Raw genomic sequence first — 22,181 nt, 5'->3', positions numbered from 1 at the left:
ACTAAGAAAACGCTAGAGAGTTTCCATAATTATGGATATCGCGTCAACGAGGGCTATGGGTGTGTCGTTTTCAGTCAGGTGAGCCTTGTAACAGACGCGTCCGAAAAGCATCTCGGGCGTGATTCCCGCTTCTTTATCTTGGCGTAGGCTGTGGGCGAGTTCGCGCTTGGAAAGCTTCTTGTTGTTCGCGTCTACGATGAGCGGGTGGTGCAGGTAGATGGGGCGCTCTGTGCGTCCTAGAGCTTCCATGAGCGCAATCTGGCGGGCGGTGGAATTGCGGATGTCTTCGCCACGGACGATGTGCGTGATTTGCTCGTCGATGTCGTCTACGCAGACGGCGAACTGGTATGTCCATTGGTTGTCGCGGTCGCGGATGGGGAAGTCTCCGCATTGGAGTTTCGGGTTTTCGTGAAAGTCCCCTAGACGCAGGTCGTGCCAGTCGATAAATTTATTCGGGACGATAAAGCGGAGGTTGTGAGGGAGCGGGATGACGCGCGTTTCGTGCAAACACTTCCCTTGGTAAATGATTTCACCGGTTTCGCTTTGCGGGTTTTCGGCGAGGAGCTGCTTGCGGCTGCAATAGCACGGGTAAACTAACGATTTTTCTTTTAACTTTTGGAGGGCCGCTTCGTAGACTTGGCCGCGTGCACTTTGTATGCTCTCGGAATCGTATTTAAACCCAAGCCAAGCCAAATCTTCTCGGATGCCAGCAATATAGGCGGGTCGTGCGCGGCTTTGGTCATGGTCTTCGATTCGCAAGTGGATCTTTAAGTTCCATTTTTTTGCGGCAGCCCACACATAAAGTGCCGAAAGCAAATGGCCTTCGTGAAGGTATCCTGTGGGGCTTGGTGCAAATCGAATTTTTCCGGACATGGTGCAAATTTAGGTTTCGGTACAAAAATAAGTTTTAAAATTGTTACATAACTCACATTTTTTTTATGAATTTTCACAAATATTTTGTTTTTTTCGATAAAATTGATTTTGTGATATATATTACTCATAGGTAAAGGGATGTTTTATAAAAACGGAGTACTTATGGGTGGAATGAAAAATCTTTCGAGAGCCTGCATGGCTCTTGTCTTTGCGATTGCAGCAAATGTCTTCGCTGAAGATGTTGTCGCAATGGCTTCTAACGGCTCGACCGTTATTTTACACGACAATGGTCGTTGGGAATATCACCAGAATAACAGTAGAATCCGTGATGTGCGTGAAAGCGCCATCCCTGAAGACGCCAAGTTCAATGTGATGGTGGAATACGAATCTCCGGATCGCGTGCGCAAGAACGTTCGCCTTGCCATGGAAGCAGAATACGCCACCGAACAAGAAATTAGAGATAGCTTAAGAGCAGTTCCGCAGGGCGGATACATCTATTTCCAGGTCAAGACTTCGCAAATCAAGAAAGGATTCCCGCGTAAGCTGACTTACTCCCTTTACGATGGCGGTAAGAAACCTATATTTACGAAAACAGCTTACGATACCGAAGCGGTTCCGAGTGAACAGAGAGGCGTGTCTAATTTGATGGTTGTCCCTGTTTACGGGCACCCGAAGTCTAATGTGATGCTTGCGCGTGTGCAGGCTCGCGACGGGATGGAGACGCTCGATATCGATATCCCCGTTAGGTAATTTGCATTGCTAAAATTTGCGGTAGTCGATCTCGAAACGACCGGCGGACATGGTGAAGATAATCGAATAATGGAAATCGGAATCGCCCTGATGGACGGTTCCGAAATTGTTGAAACGTACCACGCGCTTGTAGACCCAGGAAAGCCGATAACGCCGTTTGTGCGAGAGCTTACGGGCATCACCGACGAGATGGTTAGTGGACAACCGCAATTTGGTGCAATCGCCGAGCATGTGGCAGAGCTTTTGCAAGACCGCATTTTTGTTGCACACAACGTTCAGTTCGACTGCAAGTACATGACTGCGGAACTGAAACGCTGTTGCATTAAGTTTAACCCTGCGAGACTTTGTACGGTAAAGCTTTCGCGGCGTGTGTTCCCGGGGCAACCGAGCTACAGTTTGCACAAACTCACGGAATCGCTAGGGCTCCCTGATTTTAACCATCACCGTGCTTTGGACGATACGCTTGCGGCGGCTGCCATTTTGAGGTCTGCGCTGGAGAAGGTCGGCGAGGCAGGCGTGATGAAGTACGTCGTGAATATTTCCGTCGCCAAGAAGCAGGCTTTTAGTAAGTAGTCATTTGTCAATAGTCATTGGTCATTAGTCATTAGTCAATGGCTAATGCGAGATGCGCGCGGGAATGTTATCGAAATGCGCAAAAAATGCGCAAAAATTTATAACTTCAAAATGCCTGCTTTGTATTTCAGCTTCAAGATGCGTGCGGCGGATTCTTCGATGCGCTTCTTGTATTTTGAGCTTTTGTCTGAAAGTTCCATCATGATGTTGAGCATGTCCTTGGCTTTGGACGTGTAAGAAATCATGAGGATGTCGTTACCCGCGTCAATGATGGCGGTGACGAGGCGCCTGAAATCTTTGTCCGGGTAGGTCTTGCGAGGTGCAATTTGTGTTTTGCCGCTTGCCCAGGTGCGTAATGAGGTGCCCCAGAGGTCGTCGGTAAGCATGACCATGTCCGGGGAAAATTTGCGTGCCATTTTTACGATGTTGGCGTCAAAGACGGCGGGGCGGCTAGAAATGCGCAAGAAGTGAACGCTCGACATCATCGTAACGGGGATGTCCTTGGAAAGCGTCTTGAAAAAGCTTATGTTCTGCTCGATTTTTTCCTTGGGCGAGGCGCTGATGGCTATTTGCAAATCGCTATTGGTCCAGGAATCGTAACCGGGGAAGTGCTTTGAAACGCAAATGATGCCGTTGTCGCGCATGCCGTTGACGAAAGCTCTTACTTTGTAAGCGTTTGTAGTGTCGTGACCCCAGGAGCGGCGGCTCTCTTCCATGAACGAATTAGACTGCCGATGGTCTTTGGACGGATCCAAAACGGGAGCCAGGTTCATGTTGATTCTGATATCCTTGAGTGCGCGCCCGATTTTCTTGGCGAGCTTGTGAATTTGCGTGGAATCCATGCGGCGCATTTCGCGGGCGCTCGGGAGGGATTCCCATTGCTTGGAATACGATACTAAGCGGTTGACGAGGCCGCCTTCTTGGTCAAGTGCTGTGAAAAGAGGAATCTTCAGGTTGCTGTCGATTTCGTCCATTCGTTCTTTGTAACTGTCGAAACTGCGGAGGTGCTTGCCTGTAATGAGCACGCCACCAAGTTCGTTTTCGATGACGAATTGTGGAGTGGTGAGGAACACCATGATCATTTGGCCTGCCTTTTGGCGCATGGACATGGAATTCCACAACGGCATGAGCTCGTCGGGCAAGTTGTACGGATTTTTGCCGGACTTAGCAACGCTTGATGAAGACTGCGAGGTTGCGGACGAACTTGATACTGCAAGATTCGTCGAGTCTTTTACGAGAGTCGCGGAAGAACTGCTCACGGCAGGAGTCATCTGCTGTGCGCTTGACGATGATATCATCACGCATATTGAAACTTCGGAAGAACTCGATTCCGGTATATACCGGTCGATCTGGTAATCTTGCGCAAAGACGAAGTTTGCAGAAAAAGCTGCGAAAAAAGCTAGTGTAAGTAAGTGTCTTAAAGGCATGGGGCTGAAACTAAGAAAATGTCAATAGTCATTGGTCAATGGTCATTAGTGATGTATAACCACGCCGAAGGCGTCAAAATTAAACTATTGACTAACTACTAATGACTAAGTTCCTGCAATCACTCTTCACTTTTCTTTTTCACGAATCGGCGGGGCTTGAATTCTCGTGGCGGGAATTCGAACTTGAGCTTGCCTTTCACGAGCGTGAGGTAGGCGTCGAACAGGCGGCGAGTCTTGTTGCTGCGGAAGCCCTTGATAAGCGAAGTCTTTTCGCCGGCGAGCAATTTCTTGATGTCGTCGAGTGGAATTTCTTTGCCGAGAAGAATCTTCGGAAGCGAAAGCCCGCTCGGTTCCTTCTTCACATAGCTTTCGGAAACGTAGCCCGTGAGCGTTTCGTAAACGTCGGAGCCGTCTATCGAAGACTTGCCGATAACTTCACCGAGCTCGATTTCTTCGGGCTTTTCGTCAAAGACAAATTCAACTTTGTTCTGGTCGTTGATGATGAGGCCTGCTGAAAATTCGGCGCCCTTCTTGCTGCGGAAACCTGTGAGCGGTCCAATTTTGCGCTTGGTCAAGAGCTCTACAATTTCGCTTTCGGACAAATGTTTGCCACCCGTAATCTTGCGGATGACGATGCCATCTTCGGTGGTGTAGCGGCTGACTGTTTCAAAAACCTTCTTGCCATTTACGGGGCTGAAACTTGCTTCGCCGGTTGTGCTTTCTTCCTTGAATCCCTTGATGTTTTTCACCATCGTCTTTGTCATTTCGACGATGCCGTTCATGAATGCTTCGCGAGATTCCTTGCCCTTCGAGATGAGGTCCATCTTGTATTCCCATTCGCCGGTGAGTTCCGGGCTAGTGAGGGCTTCGCAGTTCATGGCGGAGAGGACCTTGATGAGGTCGAAAGCCTTTGCTGTTGGGATCATTTCCTTGCCGTCGCGGACAACGTACTTGTCGCTCACGAGCTTTTCAATGATGGCGGCGCGTGTGGCAGGCGTTCCGAGACCGCGTTCCTTCATGGCGTCACGCAGTTCGTCGTCTTCCACGAGCTTACCTGCACTTTCCATCATCGAAAGGAGCGTACTTTCGGTGTAGTGTGCAGGCGGCTTGGTAAAGTCTTCCTTCGATTCAATTGCAAGCGTCCTGGCGGTGTTGCCGTTCAGCTTTGGAATGTTCGATTCTTCGTCAGATTCCTTGCCGTAAATGGCCTTGAAGCCCGGGTCCACGAGAATCTTGCCTTCGGTGATGAAGGTCTCGTTTTCGACCGTCGTGATGCGGGTCGTGTTTAAATACTGCGCTGGCGGGAAGAACACCGCGATAAAACGCTGGCAAATCATCGTGTAGATTTTTTCTTCGGCTTCGGAGAGTCCCTTCGGCACGACGCCTGTCGGGATGATGGCGAAGTGGTCCGAAATCTTCGAGTTGTCAAAGACCTTCGGCGTACGCTTCACGTAGTTCTTGTCCAAAGCTTCTTGAGCGAACTTGGCGAGCGGACCTTCAATCTTGCCGAGGGTGGCTTTCACCGGAGCGACGTAATCTTCGGGCAAGCAACGGCTGTCGGTACGCGGGTATGTGGTTGCCTTGTAATGTTCGTAAAGCGATTGGGCTATGGAAAGCGTCGTCTTGGCGCTGAAACCAAAGCGGTTGTTCGCTTCTCGCTGGAGCGTGGTGAGGTCATAGAGCTGGCCGCACTTTTGCTGGCTCGGGGCGGTGGTCTCTTCGATGGAGCCTGTTTTGCCCTTGCACTTGGCGAGAATTTCCTGAGCGCGAGCTTCGTCAAAAATCTGCTTGACGCGGTCCTTGTTATTTTCTTTATCGACGGTGAACCACTTGCCTTGGTAACCGGCTCCGGAGTTGTCGAACGAGGCTTCAATGGTCCAGAATTTTTGTGGAACAAAGCGGTTGCGTTCTTCTTCGCGCTTCACGATAATGGCAAGCGTCGGGGTCTGCACGCGTCCGCACGGCGTAATCTGGAACCCGCCCATAGAGCTGTTGTAGGCGGTAAGTCCGCGGCTGCCGTTCATGCCTACGAGCCAGTCGGCTTCGCTACGGCAGAGGGCGGCGTTCCTCAAGTTCACCATGTCTTCTTCGGTACGGAGGTGTTCAAAGGCGTCCTTGATGGCGGCAGGCGTCATACTCTGCATCCAAAGTCTCTTGAACGTCTTGCCTTTGAAGTTCCCCTTGAGGATGTAGTCCACGATGTAATAGAAAATCAGTTCACCTTCGCGGCCCGCATCGCACGCGTTTATAATCGTCGTCACGTCCTTGCGCTTGATGAGCTTGCCGAGGGCGGAAAGATGGGCTTTAGTGGTCGGGAGGGCAACGAGCGGGAACTTTTCGGGGAGCATGGGGAGCGTTTTCATGTCCCATGCCTTGTAGCGTTCGTCAATATCCTTCGGGTCGGCGATACCAACGAGGTGACCAATCGCATGGCTTACGATGGTCGTGTCGCTTTCGTAATAGGCGGTTTCTTTCTTGAAGGACTTTGCTCCGAGCACTTTGACGAGGTCGGCTGCCACGCTAGGTTTTTCCGCGATGATGAGCGTTTTACCTTCGACGGCCGCTTTTGCCGTTTTGGTGGCGGTCTTCTTTGTAGTGGTTTTAGTTGTCGCCTTAGTTGTAGTTTTAGTCGTTGCCATTTTTATTTCCACTTAAAACGTCCGAACAGTCCGAACAGAACGGCCAGTACGGTAAAGGGGGCGTGGATGAACTCAACCGGGATGCACCACTTGAGGAGGTGTTCCTGCTTGAATATTTTGAGCCCGCGAATAATGAGAACCATGTCGCCTACGCTCTTGCACAAGAACGCTATCAATGTGGCGACGAAAATTTTGAAACTGAAAATCGAGAATGCTGCGGTGATGCAGAGCATGGTGAGGAACAGGAAGACCATCGAGAGCACAAAGACGATTTTCGGGGTGTAGTAGATGGTCTTTGATGCCCAGCGCTTGCGCTGTTCCCAGAGTGCCTTGAGCGTTTCCTTGCCGCTTGTGGTGACGAACGTGGCGGGCGTGATGCAGTAGCGCATGGCCCATGGACGGTCGGCTGCCAGTTTTTGCATCAGGAGGTCATCGTCTCCGCTTTGGATCTTGATGACGCCCGTAAAGCCATTCACGCTCTGGAAGAAGCTCTTGCGGTAGGCGAGGTTGTTGCCCGTGCTTGTGAGCGGGAGGTGCATGGCGAGGCCAGCTGTGCCTGCGATGCGGTAAATCAGCGTTTCGACAGCCTGCATGCAGATGATGAACGGCGAACTCTTGTCGGTCGGGATGTACGAATGCCCGGCGACAAGTTCAATCCCCGGTTCAAATTCCTTGACGAGAAACTTGATCCAGGACGGCTGCACGATGCAGTCGGCGTCTGTGAGGCAGAGAATTTCGCCGTTGCAGGCGTCAATGAGTTTCGAAAGAGCCTGTTTCTTGGGGCTCACGCCTTCGGGGATGGAATCAATCGTGAGCACATGGAGGCGTTCAAACTTTGCTTCGTATTCCGCGAGAATCTTCGGGGTGTCGTCCGTGGAGCGGTCGTCGGCTACCCAGACCTCCCATTCGCCCTCGTAATCTTGCGAGAGGACGGAATCGAGTGTTTCGCGGATGCCTTCGGATTCGTTACGCGCTGCAATCAGGATGCTTACCTTCGGGAGCGGTTCCGGATCGGCAAAGCCTTCGCGCACTCGCCCGAGCGCACGGTAGAACCGCACTTCTAACCCGAGATAGAAGATGGCGAGTATTGCCAAAAGCCCGATGGCTATGTATGTCAAAACCGTAAGGAACATTGTTCTTCGGCAAAATGTAATAAGGTTTTTTTGAAAGTTTAAAACGCACTCTTAAAATCGCGGGGCATTTTTGCGTATATAATATAATAGTAAGTAACTGAGTGCTGAACGCGTGGGCAGTAACTAGTGCAAGCTCTTGATAAACTCTGGCGCAAAATCTACACCATTTGACCACGTAATTGTGTGGGCTTGCAAGCAGAAATCCTTGAACACGTTTAGGTCTGCGAGTTGCTTCACTATTGCTCGATGGTCTGATTTGATGACTTTCTCAAAATCTGCAACAAAATGATATCCGTCATTGAATGTGACGGATATCTTGTAATTGTCAATATATTTTGCGTCTATCACATGCAGCATTGTTTAAACCAACGGAGCTATTTTTTTATACATCCCCGTTTTTGTTAACGAATTCCAGTTGTCAATCAATTCCTGCTTATGGAGTGTCGCCCACTCAATAACGAGACCTTTGACCCTTGCTGGAAGATTGCCTTCTAGCATTTGAAATGTAGATAATTCGAAGATTCCTTCCAAGTCGTTGTATATTGCATGGAAGTGCGGAGGCATGTGGTCGTTGAAGTACATTTGTATGATGATACCTAAAAAACGGCATAATTCTGGCATTTTGACTCCTTTTCGCAGACAAGCGTGAAACTGCGAAAAATTTTGATTTTGGCTCTGTCGGGCTAAACTGTACACTTGTGCCCGGCTAGCAAACTTTTGGGGGTTCATAAGCCCCTTCCAGGCTGTTTATTCACTGCGTAACCGTAGTTTTTAGGCTATTTCGGCAGGTTCCGACTTCGCAGCGTTTCCGTAGCCGTACAGAATGACTGGACAGAGCCAGAGGGTCATTTTCGCAGCAAAACCGCAGTTTTGACCCCAAAGTACGGCCTGGCCCGACAGAGCCGTGTTTAAAACTACACTTTTGTACACTACTTGTTATCATTTCTTACAGACCGGGCGATGACCAGTTCTGGATCGGCTGCACGATGGCCGAGGCCGAGAGGTTTTTCTTCCCGCTGCTGAGCAACGAGCCAAAGGGAGACCTGCCGAGGTTCCTGGAACGGATGAAACGTTATACCCCCAAGTACAGGAAGATGGTCTGCGAGACGATGGGGATAGACAAGTTGTCGGACATCTACTCCAACGTGTCGCGCGACCTGAAGGTGTGCTACTACGACGTGCCGCACCATCCGTTTCACCACCTGTGGAACGCCTACAGCCCGTTCGCAAAGTGCGACATCATCGAGATCTCGGACATCTCCGAACTGAAAACCGTCAAGCCCGTCGTGAGGGACTAGGCGCATGGCCGGATTCTTCAAGTACATCAAGGGCGAAAGGGAAAAACCCTTCGAGGGCGTGGACCAGGACAAGGCGATGCTCTGGTTCTACGAGCAGTGTTACTCCGACGTGGGCGACGAAAGGGGCCTGATTGCCGAATACAGGTGCTACGTGAAGGAATTCCGGGAAGACGACGCGTGCCCGAAGGGTACAAGGCGCTACTGTTCAACCGGTACATGAGAACGGCCTATTCCGTAAGCGACGAAATCTCCGCATTCAAGGCCTTTTACGAGAAGTGGTACGGGTAATTTTGTTCAATGTGGAAGTTTAGCAGTTTTTTTGACAATTGTTTTTATTATATAGTTTAGTTTTGTGAATTTTTATTGCGTGCATCCTGTTTGAGTTTTTCTTCTTCTGCAGCTTTTTCGATTTTTGCGTATTCGGAAGCGTCTACTTTGGACATGTGCGTTCTAACTACAACTCCGGCATCGCGCAATAGTTTCATGACAACATCAACTTTGACTCCGTGTTCACTGGCCCAGTCTTTGGGTTTGATTTGATCATTCTTGATGGGTTGTTTTTTCTCGACTACATTGTGAGCCAATTTATTGCGTAAATCTCTTAATTCATTTATTGCTTTGTCATCCAATTGGAAATTTGCTTTGTTTTGCTCATTCCTAGAAGCAGTTATATGATTAAATTCATCTATGCGTTTAGTAAGAATCTGAATAGCCGATTCGTATTTACGATCAAGTTCTTCCTCGTGCTTAATCAAGGCGTCGATTGCTGATTTGTAGTGGGAATCGAGTTGTTTTTCGTATTTAGCCAACGTGTCGAAGGATGCATCGTATTTATTGTCGAGGTCCTTTTTGTGTAAAGCAATTGATTCAAGAACTGTTCTGCAGCTATGTTCAAATTTAGCAGCCCCTTGCTCCATTATTTGCAAAATGTCTTGAGTTTTTTTCTCAAACATCTCAAAGCGGGAGCGAGATTCATCGGACATTTTTTTTATCTCAGGCGAAATTTCGTTTTGAATTTTATCGAGCTGTTTTTTTGAATTCTGAATCAGGGTCAATGATTCAGAAAAGGACTTTGCCAACTCTTCTATTAACTTTTCTGTTGATGTCATATGCCGACCTCTTTTTCAAGAATGGATTTCATATGAAGATTGATTCTTTTTACAAATTCGTTTAATGCGGAGCGATATTCCGAAGTTTCTGAATTGCCGTAGAACTCTTCTAGAGAGCTGTCTAGATGAATGTGTTTCTGGGAAAATTGTTCAGGATGCAAATAAACATCGGCCAGATTTTTTAAGGGGCTATCAGGTGTCAGTTCAGGTACATACTTGGTCAGGTAATCAAGCTTGTTGATTTTCAGATCACTGGATTCAACGACTAGCAAATATTTGACGCATGTATCGTAATCACGATTTTTTTCTGCCGCTTTTGCCTTGCACCGCCAAACATTCTCTATATCAACTTTGGCTTTTTGATAGCTTGCTGCTGCCCTGTCATAGTTGCCGGCATCTTCATTTGCCTTGGCGTCCAAGAGCCAATCTGTTTCCCCGTTATTTAGATTATTCAGGAATAGATTTTCGGTGTCAAATTGCGTGATGGAGTTTAATAATTTCCCCTCTTTTTCTAATGCAGAGAATAGACTGTTCTCTTTATTTGCTTCTAGGATGCACAGGTATTCTTGAGCCCTAGTGATTGAAACATAAAACAGGTTGAAATAATAACGGTATCGTGTCTTTTTGGATGCTTGACCGCTAGTGATAATTTTCCACATCTCGTTGTAATCCGTCAGCATATTGTAGCAGACTACATACTTGTATTCCATGCCCTTGATTTCAGAAACTGTATATATGAAGGCGTTTCTTGCCTGCTCGTATTTTTCACGTCCGAATCGTTCTATCAAATCCTGTCTGTTTTTTTCATTGGGTACTAGTATCGCAACATTTGGGAATCTAATTAGCCCTTCTATCAGTAGGTTGACGTTGTTAGGCGTGCATAATAGCGCTACCGGTTTTTCCCCGTTGTGGATGCTGGTTTCTTTATTGTCGAGTTTTTGTGCGGCAATGTATTTCTTTCGGTACTCGGAAATCCTGTTCGCAAGATCGACTACCTCCTGTTTGCAACGGAAATTGACATCTAGGTGCTCAACGTTCAGTTCTATTCCTGCATCATCATTGAAGAATAAGCGATTGAGTTTTCGTTCATTGAATACGGTAGGGTTTATAATTTGCTTGCTGTCGCCAACAAAAACGATTCCTGTTTTTGCTTTGCAGTTTTCATTGTTCTGTTTTTTCTTTGGAGTGACAGAAAACTCTTTGGCAATGGAATACAATAAGTAAATTTGGATTTCTGTATAGTCTTGTATTTCGTCAACTACGATAAAGTCATAAGGATCAATTGGAAATTTCTGCAAATGTGCGATAGCTTTTAATGCCAAATCGTTGTCGTCATAGAGATTGTTGGTTTCAAGCCATTCTTTGTATTTAAGATAGCATTTGTAAATGCAATCCCTTTTTGCGGTTTCAACCATGGAAACTTCTTCGTCAAGGGATTTGTATTCTTCGGCATCAAGCTCCTTGATGGATGGGTCAAAAGAATGCGTATAATCGATGAATTCTTTTAGCAGTTTTTTTGCATTTTCATCCAGATTGGATGCATCTATCTTTTTATATCCGGTGACAAGCGTGAATAGTTGCTTGTTCCTTTCGTTTCTTTGAATGAAACCGTTCTTTTCGAGTATCTTGAAGTTCCGTATCTCAGCATTATTAAGTTCTTGCTGGTTGAATCGCTTAGTCCTTGTCCAGCGTTCACTTGTGAAGCCCTTGATAACCCCGCGAATTTCGGTCCATAGGTCTATTGGCGTAAGGTTGTTTTTGTCCAGGATATCCGTGACATACTGATTCCTTTTTACAAAATCTTTTACAAAGCGGTTTGTTTCAACGAAATCTTTGTATTTAAGGTCTTCGGCATCTATAAGTTTTCGACAGAAATCATTGATGTTCAAAAAATCAGGTCGAATAGTGTTTTCATCTTTTGATATGGCGTCATACCTTTTTTCTGCGTAATTCAACAGTTCGTTTGACTGGGTAAAATACGCTCGTCTTAAAGATGCGTAATCGTTCAGAAAATGAACTGCCAAAACGGTTTTGCCTGTTCCCGCTCCACCGAGAATTAATGTAGGTTGCGGGAAGTCTTTATAATGATCAATGATGTCGCCTTGCTTGGGCGTTAGTTCAACATCAAGATATTCGATATCGGTTTTGGCTAGGGTTTCGCTATCCGCAATGTATATGGCGTGATTTGCTTGAAAGGAATTTTCAAAAATCAATTCGCAGAAGGCTTCCCAGTCTTCGGGAGATTTGATATCCTCTACTGTGAATTCAGTACGCGTTCTTAAAAGTTCTTTTGCCTCCACATACTTTTGCTTTGGGGGCATATTTTTGCCTGCCAAACCTTGTTTGTCATGGGTTGCATAGGCAAGCAAAACTAGGGCGTCTTTATCCTCGGTTCGGAGATAAGGCAGATATTTTCCCCATGTATACAGGATCCTGTCGCCGTCATTAAGTTGGTATTTCCAGATATGGTCTGCACCGCCCTTGAGCTCTTTACCATTATTCATCTTTAGGTAGCTGCTAAGGCTTTGGATATCCCCTTCTTCCGATATTTTGACAAGATTCTCCAGTTCGTTGAAAATGCGGTCTAGGACCTCCTTGGAAACAGGAGTCTTGCCATAATCACCCAAAAGATTCGTTTTCCGGACAACGCTTTCTAGGACAAGTATTTTCATTACAAGATTAATATACATAAAGATGAAGTTGCCCGAGTAAATATTTGCCGAAAACAGACGGAATCGGGCGGGATTGAGTTTTAATACAGTTGAAACTTGATACGCTAAGCCCACAAGCAATCCCTAAGGCCATGAATGTGTAGGAATGGTCGTCACGTTGGTCACGGTATGACAGCCCTGAAAGAGTGTTCTTGAGCGAATCTCTTGCTATTTTTTTTGAAATCCTTTGCCTCGGTAAAAACGTTGGCTAAAGCAGGGGCATACGCTAACCAACGAGACGATGAAAAACGAAACGGAAATTCGTTTTTCGTTAAAAATTTTGAAGAAAAGAACCGCAAACAGTCTGTATCATAGATTTGCGGTTTTTATTGCGAAGAGTCTAGTATCATGGTTTGCAACCCAAAAGCGCCTTTTGTGTGGGTTACAAAAGGATGTTCGGAATATAGTTACCCCCCCCAAAAAAAACAAGGGGGGGCATAATTGTTTACCACTTTACGGCATCTCTATAAGCAACCATTCGTTGTGCAATATCAATGAACTTTAAGATAGTGGTATCAAACGGGGTTCCCGTTTTGAAGGAAGCCAATAAGATTTTCCCATTTTCACTGTTGTCGCAGATATTTTGAGGGAGGTCCCAACATGCATGACTTAAGATTTCTTTTGCAGAGTCGGTTTTATAGTCTTTTGTATAGAACCTGATTTTTGCATTCATTTGCTTGTCAAAAGTTGCCTCTAGATACATGACTTTGGGTGATTTCCCGTTAGCGATGCCATTCTCTATGGGAAACAGCCGAACAACTGTAGAGCAGTCGCTAAAGAAGTATTGGAACAAGCCGCCAAATGTGTTTTTTAGCTGCCCATAAATCTTCTTTACTTCTTCACTTGCGGGGTGCGGCTTTGCCAAGGTCGCTATTTCTGGATACATTTCTTTTACTAGTTCCCAACTTTTCAATACGTGTTTTCCCCAACCACCCTTTCCAAAAGAAGACGGGTGGGGAATCTGCAGGAACAAGGTGTCTGGGATGCCTTCGTATTTGAAGAATTCGTCGTGATCTTTTATCGGGCTGCTGATAATTCCTTCTTTCTTCATGCAATCCCGTAAACGCTTTCCCCATACAATTACCAAATGAGGCTTTAGTTTGGGCAATGTAACGTTAAACAGATTGTGGTTGGCTTCGTCAATATCCACTTGCGTAACCCAGTCACCTTTTTTTATGTCCCGCCAAGCGTCACTCACTGCGCATTGAAAGAAATTTGCAAAGGCAATGTTGTCGTAAACGAAATCAGAGTCAGCCTGATCCATGCCGGTTACCATGGAAGCGACTTTCCTATAGCATCGGCAATAGTTGGGGACGGCGATGTACTTAATGCTTTCGGAAAATGTGTCGTTGCGAAAATCCCAACTGTTCCACTGGTAACTTCCGAGAAAAACGTCAATGGTAGTGTCGTTTGCCAAGTCGGGTCTAGAGCCGTCGGTTTTGGCTTTTTTGTAATGCGATTCGCCAAGCGACAGGATTCGAATGGGCGCATTTAGGTAATTGTTTCCTATGTAGGGTAACAGGTAGTGTTCGGGGTGTCCTTTGCACAGATTGAGCGCCCTTTCAATATACCTGTTCCAATATTCGTTTTCTGAGCGTGCCTTTTGACGGTTCTCGTTTCGTTGTTCGCGGGCTTTGTCGGTTATTTGTTTGCGGATGGCTTTCTGTTCTTCGGATGATTCTGAGAAATTGTCTTCAAGCTCGTTTCCGGGGTTTTTAAAAAGTACTTCTTTTTGGAACTCGCGGATTAAAGCGATGATGCGCGCTTTGTCGTCGTTATCTATGGCGACGTCAAAAGCTTGAGAGAGTAGTTTGTATTTCGCCTTCCCATGAACATTGGAAGTATTTGCGATGAAATTGGTCAAGTTCCAATCGCTTTGATTGGAAACGTTTCTTAATTCAATCCCATTCTTGCTGGCGAAATTTTTGAATGATTGGTTGTATTGGCGTGTATAGGTTGACTCTACGAGATCGTCTAGGTGGTCGCCACAGAAAACAATTTTTTGCGGTTGGGCGCGAATAACGATTTCACGGAATGTCTCGGCACTTTTGTGATAATCTAGCTGAGGCAACTCGAAAGGATTGTTTTGTGTCGTGATGGGGCGTAAGAGAAACCTGTGCACCATGACGTCGTCGTAGGTCAGTCCGTTATCTTGCAGCATCTTTAAAATGGTTTCGTAAACGGCTCCTTGTTTTCTTTCGATTCGCGAGGCCATGTCTATTGAATCCCGTTCTTTCTCTGTCATGGGGCACTCGCCAGCATAGAACTTTGTGGCGTCTTCAAATGTGGAAATGCGGGGAAGAATTCGGCATGATTCCGTTAAGACGAGTATTTGGTGAGAGGCGTAATTGTCGCCGATGTACGGAGCGAGATATAGGGGGAGTTTTTGCGACCTGAAGTAGGTCTCGATTTCGGGGAAGTTTTTGAACATCGTGGGCTCCAGAGTTTTTTTTTTTTTTTTTTTTTTTTTTTTTTTTTTTTTTTTTTTTTTTTTTTTTTTTTTTTTTTTTTTTTTTTTTTTTTTTTTTTTTTTTTTTTTTTTTTTTTGAGTAAAACTATAATTTTTATGGAGAAAAATCAATAATTTTTGCTGGAAACCGTGGTTGTCGATAATTTTTACGCAGAAATTTCGTTTTCTTGCATAAAAATCTTGACGGCAGACGAAAAAGTGATTAGATTTGTGTTTGCTGGGGTTCAATTCAGGGCCCGGACAAACAAAGGGGATCAAAAATGTGGAACTTTTTGAAGTCAGCTGCATTTTTTTGCTCTGTCGCCGTTTCCATCTTGGATGTCATCCTTAAGGCTTCCGAGAAGAAGGGCTTGTAGTAGAAGGTCTAATTCCTAGGATTGGACGATGAATAGAAGGATGGTTACGATGCTTGATAGGAATTCACAAGTCGCCCTTGGGATGGTCCAGGGATTGCCCTTTGTGCTTCTGCTGAGCTTGTGGCCATCAATTGTTAGTGGCGTTGCTGGCAATAGCGATACTGTATTGGTGGCTTCGCAATGTATAGTAGGTGCGTTGATGGTGACGACCGTCTTCGCCGCAATATATAAGCTGGTTGCTAGCGACCGGCATTATCCAGATAAAGAACGATTAAAGAACCAGGGCCAGTTGGGAATAGGCCATCCTATTCCCTTGGCTTCTGGAGTTTTTCAGAGGCCAATGCCTCAAAGGGTTTTTATGAAATTCAATAACTTGTTTTTTAAAAAAGTGTATGTAAAGGATTCGCCTAGGAAATTTGGCATGCTCGTGCATCGATCCAGTGAGCGCCATGTGAGCAATATCGAGGCAGTAGAACGTGTTTCCAATTGTTTTGAAGGCCGTAATGGTTGGAGAATGTTTGAGAACGGGAATTTCTGCTTCGATACGGGTTTCCAGACCTCTTCGGGCGAGAATCTTGTTTGCTATTGCGTGCCTAATCGTTTTAGGCAAGATCAGGCGTTCTGCGTTGGTTTCGGCACTCTTGCCGATTATGGCGTCGCGGAACGGAGCTTCGCTGCGAAGATCTGGTCCTTGCTGAAAATGAAAATCTTTTAACTTTCGCTAAATAACTGAACTAAGCCATGAAGGGGTTCCTTTCATGGCTTTTTCTTTGTTACGTCCAGGAAATAGTACTTGTACGTTTTTTCGCTGTTTTTTATGTTCAGTGATTTCCATTCAATTTGATGCGAACCCTTAATTGTCAAGTACTGTTTTGGTTCATCTTTTTTATTGCCTGTTGGCTTGAATACTTTTTCCGCAACGTAGGGTATGTCCTTTTTTGTGTCTGTTCGGAAATAGCTATAGATATCTTTTGTTGTGAGGTCGCCTTCTGCGGAGTAGAACAGTTTGTCATCAACTAGAGTCAGACAAAAGGTCTTTTCAAACCCATTCGCGGGCCCGAACATTTTCGAAACGTCTTCCATAAACCGGATATCCTTACAGAAACTGTACATTTGTTCGGGATGTTGTCCGTTTCTGGGGAACTTCAGCTCGATAGCGGCCAGCCTCTCTTGTTTGGGAGATGATGCGATGATGTCGATTTCGGATTTCGACTTGCATTCGTATTCGCAGTTATCGTTCTTTTTGGTGTTGATTTCTATTTGCAGGTCCTTGATGTTTCTTTCGAACTGGACCTTATAACCCTCTCCAAGTTCATTTCTTAGGTGAATGCCCAATTCATGCTGCAGCGAGAACTCGTTGTATATATAACAGTCATTATCGCTTAGCTTTTCGGGTAGTTTTTTGTTGAGGAATCCTTTGATAATGCTTGCCACGTTTTTTTTTCGGCCATATTACCTCGCCATGGAAATGTTCTTATTACACGAACTCGACCACGAGCTGCTTGCCGAGGGCGTGTGCCAGCTTGTAGAGCGTTTCGACGGAAGGCGAGCCCTTCGGAGTCTCGAAACGCTGGTAAGCCTGCGGGGTGATGTTTGCACGACGCGCCACCTCGCTTTTCTTTTGGCCCCTGCGGGCTTCGAATAGTTTATACGCAATTTCAATCCGCGGGGAAAGCTCGACCGGGTAGAGCCCCTTGTCGGAATCGGGCATTGTCTTGGGGAGAATCATCGTGTTGCCGAGATCCAGGTCGCATTCCATCGCACCGTCCAGCGCGTCCTTCGCCTGCTTGATCGCTTCCTCCTGCGTGTCGCCGAACGCGTTCACGTTGGGCAGATCGGGGAACGAAACTACGAAGCCCATGTCCTTGTCTTTCTCAATTTTCGCTGCGTAATTCATGGGTTGTGGGGCCCAGCCTCTCTTTTTTTGCGTAATCGCAGATTTCTTTAAATTTCATTGTTTAAAATACAATATATTTATTTATTTGTCAATATATTTATTTATAAAAATAGAGAATGCCGCTCTATTTTCACCCCTTTTTCACCAATATTTGGATGTCGAGCAGCTTTTCCCAATCTGCTTTGGTGCGTTTTTCGCGGGGGATGCTCCAGAAGTTTTTCCAGATTTCGTTGTTGAGGGAATCGATTTCGGCGGCTTGGGCGTCGGTGACGGTGCCATTGGCGGTGCTGTACATTTTGTGCTCCTTTCTGCGTACAAGCTTTATAAACGCAGATGTTTTAAACGACTATCTAAGGCTCTGTCGGGCTAAACTGTACACTTGTGCCCGGCTAGCAAAAAATCATCAATCCGTAAGCCCTTCCAAAACTGTTTTTCGGCTGCATGACCGATGTTTTTACGCTGAAATGACCGTTCGGCGGTTCGCAGCATGTTCGCAGCTATACGGCCTGGCCTAACAGAGCCAGAGGGTCATTTTCGCAGCGTTTTCGCAGTTTTGACCCAAAAGTACGGCCTGGCCCGACAGAACCTTGATTTTTTTGCTCATTTGAGCATTTGAAATGTAAACTTGCAAAAGTCGATTGGCAAGAGGTCTTTGCTCAAAAAAATGAATCCGCTAAGTGCGGTGAAATGCTAGCTTACTTTCTCGCGGAAAGTTTTGGCCAGGAATTTTCGGGCTTTTGATTGAGGTAGGTGAGGCGAGTCCAGGAATCGTCGCGGAATGCGCTACCGAGCATGAGCTCGTCTATTTTCCCGTTGAATCCGCCGATTTTAAAGTCTGCAAATTCTCGGTTGCCATCCCAATCGCTGCGGGTTTCTTCGGCTTCGATTTTTGTACCGTTGATAAAGTAATTTGTTTGCGGTATGGAATGCTTGCTGAATGCAATGAATGTCCATTTGCCTGCTTCAATTCCTTTTGTGCCGGACGCCCACGTTTGTTTATAACTTACGGTGTCCGTGGCGTAGAATTCTACGACAAAGCCTTGATCAGGATTGTAGCGGAGTGCGTATTCATCATTTTTTTCAAAGATGGTCTGTTGCTTTAGCGTTTCGAGATTGACCCACAGTGAAAAACAGAACTGCTTGCCGTCAAAGGACAAATTAACTTTGCGAGTGGAGTCTGCCTTCGCGGAGTTTGTCGCGATGATTGAAGTTGTTGCGTCTAGCGTAATGGATGTGCCGAGTACACCGTCTGCGTTGCGGTTTTCGACCGTTTCGGTTCCCGTTTCTGTGGCACTTAGCGATCCGTGGAAATAGCCCTTTTCGGCATCGTCCTTGATGTCGGTTTCGCTATCGAAGTGGTACACGAGCGAATAGCTGCGGTTAGTCGGGAATACATCGTGAGCGTAACCTGATTCAAGCGCGTTGTTGAACGAAAGCTCTAGCGAGTCAGAGACGTTTAATGAATCCACGCTTACCCAGAAAATGGCTTCTTTTGCGTCAAAGACTGAATTCACAATCGGGAGCTTTTTGCTGCGTTTGCCTTCTTTTGAAATGCGTACAACTTCCCAGCGGCCTTGCAAGCGAGCGAGTGTATCGATGTCGCTGTTTCCTGCGGTCAGGCGGAGCGCAAGCGGAATGTCGCTCACAAAAGACGAGAGCGTGTCTTTGCCTTCGGGGAGTGCAAGCGGGGCGACGAACGTGTATTCGATGTGGGGATAGTTGATGAGCGTCTGGACGGTCGTGTCTGATTTGACGAAGACATCCCCGTAATCCAACGTGTCGTTTTCTATATAAATTCTGAGACCGAGCGTGTCGGTGGGCAAACTGTCGATAATGGCCTTTTGTCCGTGAACGATCACTTTGCGTAAAATGGTCGTTCCGGGGATTGTGACCACGGCGGACGTGCCGTCTTCAATGAGGCTGTTGAAAGCGATTTCGACAGAGCCTGGTGCGCGGAGTGTGTCGCTAACGGCGATGGAATCGTCTTCGGTGATGCTTACGTTTTGTACGAGGAACCGCTTGCCGGATTCTTCATGGAAAGTTTCGACGGCGTAAGTGCCTGCAGGAATGGAATCGAGGCTGTAGTAGCCTGTGGAATCCGTTTCCGTGGTGTAGGCGGCGGGGAGCTCGCCTGAGGCCGCGTCAAAGTCGCTAGGGACGCAATGCACGCGCGCAAATGCGGCGGGCTTGCCGTTATCTAAAAGGAAAATGCCGGCGAGTTCAGGAGAACCCGTCTCGGCGCTGTTGCCTGCAATATGGCTGTCGGAGGAGCAACCTCCAAAAATTGCGGCGGACGCAATTGAAACAGCCAATATGTTTTTGCAGAACTTCATTGATACCAATATATATAAGATTTGCTAAAAGCGGGAGGGCTATTAATCGCTATAGTAATCGTTATTGGATATAGTGGCGTAATGTTTTGCCTGTTTTGGAGTATTCAATCACGATGACGTGCGCAGCGGGCATCTTGGCGGGCTTGCTGTTGCCGGAGTACAGTGGGCGTCCTTGAATGTCAAAGATGCGGTAGAAGCCTGCTTCGGCTTCGGTCGCGCGCTGCATGGGGGAGGCGATGCCGATGGTCCCTTCGCTGGAGCTGCTTGCGGGGGTCGCACTGGAGCTAGATTCCGCGACGCTCGATGAAGAAACTTCGCTAGAGCTGGATTCAGCGACTGTTGAACTGCTAGATTCTACCGCGCCTTCGACTGTGAACGTTACGTATTCAGACATCCATGTGAGTCCGGAATTGTCCGTCACGACGGCGATTGCGGAATGTGTGCCTGCGGCGAGATTCTTGGCGGAGACTTGGTACGGCGCAGTGGTCGATGTTCCGACGAGCGTGTTGCCGACGTAGAATGCTACGCTTTTCACGGAGCCGTCGTTGTCCTTGGCGTCGGCTTTTAAGGTCACGTCTGCGCTTGCAGTGATTTTTGCGCCAGCGGCAGGTGCGGTGAGCGTTACGCTTGCAGCCTTGTTGCTCTGACCGAAGCCCTGGTTGTATTCGGGCATTTTGCCGTAGCGTCCGCCGACGCCCGAGAGGTTCGGAATTTCTTTCGGGAGGTCTGCAACATTGCGCTTTTCAAAACTGTAGCTCGGGTTGAATGTTTCTGCTTGTGGGACTCCGCTTTTCACGGTGCCGTTGTAGCGGTGCTGTTGCTTGGTCCCGTTCCCGAACGTAATTCCGCTAAAGTAAACGTAGCCGTTGTCGCCCCATTCGGCGAGGTAGCCTTGACCATCGCTGATGTAGCTGTTTTCGTAGCGCACGTAAGCCTTGGCGTTTGCGCTGTGACCGTTTGCGCCTGCGACAAAGAATCGGTTGTAATCGACGTACTGGTTGTACAAATGAACTTGCGAGCCGTTGTTTTCACCGGTGACCTTCGGCACGCGGCCGTAGGTATTGTGCCAGTAGTTGTTTGCATAAGTCAGGTGAGCATCTTCGACGAGGGCCATGTAAGGGTCGGTACCCCAGCAGTTGTATTCGTTGGCTCCGTCAAAATCGAGATAACTGATGGTGGCGTTGTCAACAAATTCCATGTCCATGCCATCGGAAATCCATTTGTAGCTGATATGGTCGGCCCAGAATTTGTCTACGTGCTTGCTGGCGGTGCCTACGGTTTCAAGGCCGTCGCCGCCTTCGATCAAGTGCGGGTTCACATCGTAAATTGCGAGGTTGCGGTAGATGTGGTTCCCTGAACCTTCGTTACTGCGCACGGCGATGGATGCTCCGCGCAGATTCGCACCACGGCCCATGCCCACAAGACTCTTGTTAGGCTTGGTGGTAATCCAGTTGCTCCACGCCTGCAGATTGTCCGATTCCTTCACAATTTCAAGTCCGGATTCACCGAGGCTCGCGCAGCTATTTTTCTCGAAGGCGATGCGGTAGAACGTGTTGGTCTTGCCGGTCACGCGATTCTTTTCGGTGCAGGTGGTCTTGCACCAGGTGCGGCCTTTGCTTTTGGCTTCGGTAACGGCGTTGCGGAATTGCCTAAAGTCGTAAGTGCCTTCGGGCACGAGAATCGTGACCGCATCGTTGCTCTGCAAGTACTTGCGGATGCTTGCGGAATCGCTTGCAATGACGACTTTGCCTGCGTCGCCACCCGTTGTAGAAACGCCGAAGCCCTCGGCTTTCACGTTGAACGTGAAAAGGAGTACTGCTGTTGGGTCGGATTCATCGCTTGTCCAAATCCATTTCGCTTGTGTGTTTGCGGCGAAATTTTCGAGCGCACCGCCACTCGGGAGCTTGTTGTTTGCGTAAGAAAGCGTTGTGGCGCCTCCCCATTGCGAGAGGTCGCGGCCCTTGTTTTTCCAGGAGTTGTTGCCAACGACGGGCTTTGACTTCCAACCACTGCCGGAATAGTAAGATTTGTCGAGGTCGTCGATTTGCACGAGAACGCCCGGGGCGCCTTTGCCGTTCACGCTCACGACAGAAATGGCGTTTTCGCCAGGCAAGAACGTCATCGGAATAAAGCGCACGCGACCTGCCTGGTTGTCTTCGGCGAGGAGTGAACCGTTGTGGTAGAGCCTGTAACCGCCATCGGCGACAATCCAAATGCCGGGACCATTCCCTGCGTTGTACGTGGCGGCAATCAGCTGTGAACCGACTTTGTCGCCACCGCCGTAAGCGGCGTCGGACGGAAGCGTAACGACTTCAGAGGCTTGAATTTTTGCAGCCGCATCTGCCGCGTGTACTGCGGAAATTCCGAAAATTGAGACAACGCTTGCAAGCGCGATGTGACCAAAACCTTTCATACCCATTGTTCCTCACTTTTTTGCGATTACCCAACTTTTGGCTTGTTCCATCCCTTTATAGCAATTAAGCCAGGCGTTGCGGGCTGGCGTCTGAAGCCCGCATTGGGGGTAATGGAAGACCGCGAAGCGGGCTGCAATTAGGGGGATTATTCCCCCATACCCATAATCTAAATCTTGCGGCGCGCACTTCAAAGCGCTT

At 47.4% G+C, this 22,181-nt stretch carries 19 protein-coding genes; 5 read left to right on the top strand and 14 right to left on the bottom strand.

All coding sequences use genetic code 11. The features are described from left to right. Window positions 1–12: 12 nt before the first annotated feature. A complete protein-coding gene (locus BUC30_RS03515; protein WP_073423543.1) occupies window positions 13–873 on the bottom strand; it encodes a glutamate--tRNA ligase family protein in 861 nt (286 codons plus the stop codon). 162 nt (window positions 874–1,035) lie between these two features. Between BUC30_RS03515 and BUC30_RS03510 the strand changes: the two genes are divergently transcribed. Continuing rightward, window positions 1,036–1,623, top strand: coding sequence for a hypothetical protein (locus tag BUC30_RS03510; RefSeq protein WP_073423542.1), 588 nt, complete (start codon window positions 1,036–1,038; stop codon window positions 1,621–1,623). A gap of 6 nt (window positions 1,624–1,629) precedes the next feature. Then, complete coding sequence (locus tag BUC30_RS03505; RefSeq protein ID WP_073423541.1) at window positions 1,630–2,196, top strand: 3'-5' exonuclease; 567 nt, start codon at window positions 1,630–1,632, stop codon at window positions 2,194–2,196. A gap of 98 nt (window positions 2,197–2,294) precedes the next feature. Here the strand turns inward: BUC30_RS03505 and BUC30_RS03500 are convergent, their stop codons facing one another. From BUC30_RS03500 to BUC30_RS03475, 5 genes are all read right to left on the bottom strand, one after another. Continuing rightward, on the bottom strand, window positions 2,295–3,623 hold the full coding sequence (locus BUC30_RS03500) for a glycoside hydrolase family 3 N-terminal domain-containing protein (protein WP_083555480.1): 1,329 nt from the start codon (window positions 3,621–3,623) through the stop codon (window positions 2,295–2,297). Window positions 3,624–3,742: 119 nt separating this feature from the next. Beyond that, window positions 3,743–6,262 carry a DNA topoisomerase III gene (locus tag BUC30_RS03490; protein ID WP_073423538.1) on the bottom strand — a complete coding sequence of 840 codons (2,520 nt, stop codon included), beginning with the start codon at window positions 6,260–6,262 and terminating at the stop codon, window positions 3,743–3,745. Window positions 6,263–6,264: 2 nt separating this feature from the next. Beyond that, on the bottom strand, window positions 6,265–7,395 hold the full coding sequence (locus tag BUC30_RS03485) for a glycosyltransferase (protein WP_073423537.1): 1,131 nt from the start codon (window positions 7,393–7,395) through the stop codon (window positions 6,265–6,267). 123 nt (window positions 7,396–7,518) lie between these two features. Then, window positions 7,519–7,752, bottom strand: coding sequence for a DUF2442 domain-containing protein (locus BUC30_RS03480; RefSeq protein ID WP_014546645.1), 234 nt, complete (start codon window positions 7,750–7,752; stop codon window positions 7,519–7,521). Window positions 7,753–7,755: 3 nt separating this feature from the next. After that, window positions 7,756–8,016 (bottom strand): DUF4160 domain-containing protein, encoded by a 261-nt coding sequence (locus BUC30_RS03475; RefSeq protein WP_073423921.1) that lies wholly within the window; start codon window positions 8,014–8,016, stop codon window positions 7,756–7,758. A 365-nt stretch (window positions 8,017–8,381) separates the two neighbouring features. Between BUC30_RS03475 and BUC30_RS15855 the strand changes: the two genes are divergently transcribed. After that, entirely contained in the window at window positions 8,382–8,693 is a 312-nt protein-coding gene (locus BUC30_RS15855; RefSeq protein WP_139260777.1) for a hypothetical protein, read from the top strand. Window positions 8,694–8,697: 4 nt separating this feature from the next. Continuing rightward, window positions 8,698–8,913: a hypothetical protein gene (locus tag BUC30_RS03465; RefSeq protein ID WP_073423535.1), complete on the top strand. Its 216-nt coding sequence runs from the start codon at window positions 8,698–8,700 to the stop codon at window positions 8,911–8,913. A gap of 124 nt (window positions 8,914–9,037) precedes the next feature. On the opposite strand, the gene BUC30_RS16275 is transcribed toward BUC30_RS03465, so the two are convergent. The 3 genes from BUC30_RS16275 to BUC30_RS03450 all read right to left on the bottom strand — a co-directional run bounded on the left by BUC30_RS16275 (window position 9,038) and on the right by BUC30_RS03450 (window position 15,271). Next, a complete protein-coding gene (locus BUC30_RS16275) occupies window positions 9,038–9,802 on the bottom strand; it encodes a hypothetical protein (RefSeq protein ID WP_244536466.1) in 765 nt (254 codons plus the stop codon). Beyond that, a complete protein-coding gene (locus BUC30_RS03455) occupies window positions 9,799–12,588 on the bottom strand; it encodes a UvrD-helicase domain-containing protein (protein WP_073423534.1) in 2,790 nt (929 codons plus the stop codon). The genes BUC30_RS16275 and BUC30_RS03455 overlap by 4 nt, the downstream gene beginning before the upstream one ends. Before the next feature lie 370 nt (window positions 12,589–12,958). Further along, window positions 12,959–15,271, bottom strand: coding sequence for a hypothetical protein (locus tag BUC30_RS03450; RefSeq protein ID WP_170861493.1), 2,313 nt, complete (start codon window positions 15,269–15,271; stop codon window positions 12,959–12,961). Window positions 15,272–15,388: 117 nt separating this feature from the next. Here BUC30_RS03450 and BUC30_RS03445 point away from each other — a divergent pair, with 117 nt between their 5' ends. After that, entirely contained in the window at window positions 15,389–16,054 is a 666-nt protein-coding gene (locus BUC30_RS03445; RefSeq protein ID WP_139260774.1) for a hypothetical protein, read from the top strand. A 41-nt stretch (window positions 16,055–16,095) separates the two neighbouring features. Here the strand turns inward: BUC30_RS03445 and BUC30_RS03440 are convergent, their stop codons facing one another. The 5 genes from BUC30_RS03440 to BUC30_RS03425 all read right to left on the bottom strand — a co-directional run bounded on the left by BUC30_RS03440 (window position 16,096) and on the right by BUC30_RS03425 (window position 21,982). After that, a complete protein-coding gene (locus tag BUC30_RS03440; RefSeq protein ID WP_073423531.1) occupies window positions 16,096–16,773 on the bottom strand; it encodes a hypothetical protein in 678 nt (225 codons plus the stop codon). 43 nt (window positions 16,774–16,816) lie between these two features. Continuing rightward, a complete protein-coding gene (locus BUC30_RS03435; RefSeq protein WP_073423530.1) occupies window positions 16,817–17,236 on the bottom strand; it encodes a type II toxin-antitoxin system HicB family antitoxin in 420 nt (139 codons plus the stop codon). A gap of 130 nt (window positions 17,237–17,366) precedes the next feature. Then, a complete protein-coding gene (locus BUC30_RS16030; RefSeq protein ID WP_170861492.1) occupies window positions 17,367–17,531 on the bottom strand; it encodes a hypothetical protein in 165 nt (54 codons plus the stop codon). 400 nt (window positions 17,532–17,931) lie between these two features. Continuing rightward, on the bottom strand, window positions 17,932–19,569 hold the full coding sequence (locus tag BUC30_RS03430; protein ID WP_073423529.1) for a LamG-like jellyroll fold domain-containing protein: 1,638 nt from the start codon (window positions 19,567–19,569) through the stop codon (window positions 17,932–17,934). Between the two features lie 61 nt (window positions 19,570–19,630). After that, window positions 19,631–21,982, bottom strand: a complete 2,352-nt coding sequence (locus BUC30_RS03425; RefSeq protein ID WP_244536465.1) for an Ig-like domain-containing protein — start codon at window positions 21,980–21,982, stop codon at window positions 19,631–19,633. Window positions 21,983–22,181 lie beyond the last annotated feature (199 nt).

Origin of the sequence: Fibrobacter sp. UWB7, from assembly GCF_900142945.1 — a bacterium.
In the GTDB taxonomy this organism is placed as follows: Bacteria; Fibrobacterota; Fibrobacteria; order Fibrobacterales; family Fibrobacteraceae; genus Fibrobacter.
This window is presented reverse-complemented; position numbering and strand designations above follow the sequence as displayed.